This is a genomic window from Vibrio sp. Vb1026, assembly GCF_033338745.1.
Taxonomy (GTDB): Bacteria; Pseudomonadota; Gammaproteobacteria; order Enterobacterales; family Vibrionaceae; genus Vibrio; species Vibrio alginolyticus.
Map to the genome: position 1 here is coordinate 1 of NZ_JAWOTH010000138.1, position 1,205 is coordinate 1,205.

Sequence of the window (1,205 nt, forward strand, 5' to 3'; positions counted from 1 at the left end):
CTTACTTCCACCAGACACCAAGCTGCAATTGGAACCTTGGGAATATCTAGAAGGTCATCAGCTGGCGTTTTATTGTTGGTTAAAAGATCACATTGATGAGTTCGGCTTTTTCTTCCCTTATCTGCAAGATTTAGGTGGCGTCGCCATTGAACCTTGGCACATTAGCCACAAAGCCATCGGTCAACAATGTGCTGCTCAACTGAACGCCGAAATGCTAAAAGATGAGCTGGTTCGACAAAATCAACAACACAACATTGCAGGGTTAGAATCGATACTGAATAATTTAGATAGCATCTTATCTACCTATATTCGCAATATCACCCCACCACCGGAGGCGTTATGATCGAATTTCTTACCAACCCTTGGGTGATCATCATTGTGGTCTTGAGTGTGATCATCGGGAACATTGCCGCTCTGAAGTACACCGCCAAAATGAAGTTCAACCAGATGGATAAAGGTCGCAAGAACGATTTGGATCGTCTAAATGAGCTAGATAAAGAACGTTACGGCGACGATGAAAGTAACAAGCACGAACAAAAATAAGCGGCTTTCTAGTCGCTCTTGCTAATTGAGTTAAGCATCTGAATGCATTGATTTCAACTGTGCTCCGAGCAACAAAAAACGATCAAAAAAGGGACCGAATGGTCCCTTTTTACTTCAACTATCTAACTTACTCTTTCACCACCGCACCAAGAACTGGCACCAGTGATTTCAGGAACTCTTCTTCAACAGGTTTGCCTGATGAATCGGTAATGTTGATAGAAGTGCGGTTGCCCAAGTCCCCTAGCAAGAAGGTGTATTTACCTGCTTTTAGGTCGACTGGCTTCACGCCAATTTCATTCCAGAATTCATCATCTGGAGATGCATACTTCGCTGTTACCGTACCTTGTGACTGGCTGCGCTCTTCAATCGTGAAGCCCATCTTAGGCAGAATGTTCGGTAAACGCTGCCACAATACATTGTATTGCGCACGAGCGATGATAACAGGCAGACCACTGCGGTCTTTGCCCATCGTGACAGGAATCTGTTTTACCAACTCTTGAGCTTTACGCTGCGCTTCTTCACGAACTTCTTGATCGTAACGAGCCGTTACTAAGTTAGTCATGAACACGTTGTAACGCTCGCGGTTAGTCGCAGTCACTTCCTTAACTTGATCGCCTTCACGCCAGTCAATTAAGCTCACTTTGAAACCGTGTCGGCCATTT

General features: G+C 44.7%; 3 protein-coding genes. 2 read left to right on the forward strand and 1 reads right to left on the reverse strand.

Annotated elements, in window-relative coordinates; translation table 11 throughout:
- Both R7E47_RS24785 and R7E47_RS24790 read left to right on the forward strand, forming a co-directional pair.
- Positions 1-343 (forward strand): D-alanyl-D-alanine carboxypeptidase family protein (locus R7E47_RS24785; RefSeq protein ID WP_318085410.1); only part of this gene is annotated, 343 nt, incomplete at its 5' end.
- Positions 340-543, forward strand: a complete 204-nt coding sequence (locus tag R7E47_RS24790) for a DUF2897 family protein (RefSeq protein WP_005494327.1) — start codon at positions 340-342, stop codon at positions 541-543. The genes R7E47_RS24785 and R7E47_RS24790, both read left to right, overlap by 4 nt.
- A 127-nt stretch (positions 544-670) precedes the next feature.
- Here R7E47_RS24790 and bamC read toward each other — a convergent pair.
- A partial coding sequence (gene bamC / locus R7E47_RS24795; RefSeq protein ID WP_318085415.1) for an outer membrane protein assembly factor BamC occupies positions 671-1,205 on the reverse strand: 535 nt, incomplete at its 5' end.